At 54.9% G+C, this 567-nt stretch carries 1 protein-coding gene; it reads right to left on the bottom strand.

The genetic code is table 11. The annotated features are described in order from the left end of the window. Positions 1-135: 135 nt before the first annotated feature. Positions 136-567 (bottom strand): endonuclease (locus ACLWS4_RS37325; protein WP_416876470.1); only part of this gene is annotated, 432 nt, incomplete at its 5' end.

Here is a 567-nt window from a genome sequence, read left to right as displayed (position 1 = left end):
CGTTCATGGCCCGGATGAAGGTTCTGATGAAAGGAAAAACGAGTCGCGCAGCCGTTCAAATGAAATACGGGCAGAGTAAAACAAGCCGCGTCCGCTTATAATCCGAATGGGCCGCGCCCGTTGCACCCGGCGTGCTCAGATCTTAACCAGGCAGCCCTCCAGCTGCTTCGTCAACCCGGCGTCGTCAATAAAGGGATTGCGGTTGCCCTGAATGCGGCAGATGGCCTGGTTGCGGTGGCGCTCATATAGGCCGGCCGGGAAAACTTCGTGCCACTGCACCAAAAGCGAAAGATTAACCCGGTTTAGCTTGCTCTTTGAGACTGCTTTCGGATAGTGCAGCAAAAAATACGCAAAAGCCCGGGCGATGGTTCCCTTCCCGGATTCCGGCTCAAACTTATCCTCAGCGGCTATCCCGCAATGGTTTCGCACCGGCTCATCGGCGGATTCCGGATGGTAAAAATCAAAATCGCCGTAGGGCAGATTGGAACGCTTTGCATTACAAGACGGATAGCAGACAAACAGCTGGTGCAGATCGCCCTTCATCGGATCAGCGGCATGGAACCAGGA

The sequence above is a fragment of the Kitasatospora sp. SC0581 genome (genome assembly GCF_048159585.1).
GTDB lineage: Bacteria > Actinomycetota > Actinomycetes > Streptomycetales > Streptomycetaceae > Kitasatospora.
Note: the sequence above shows the minus strand (reverse complement) of the source record. Positions and strands in the feature narration are given on the sequence as shown.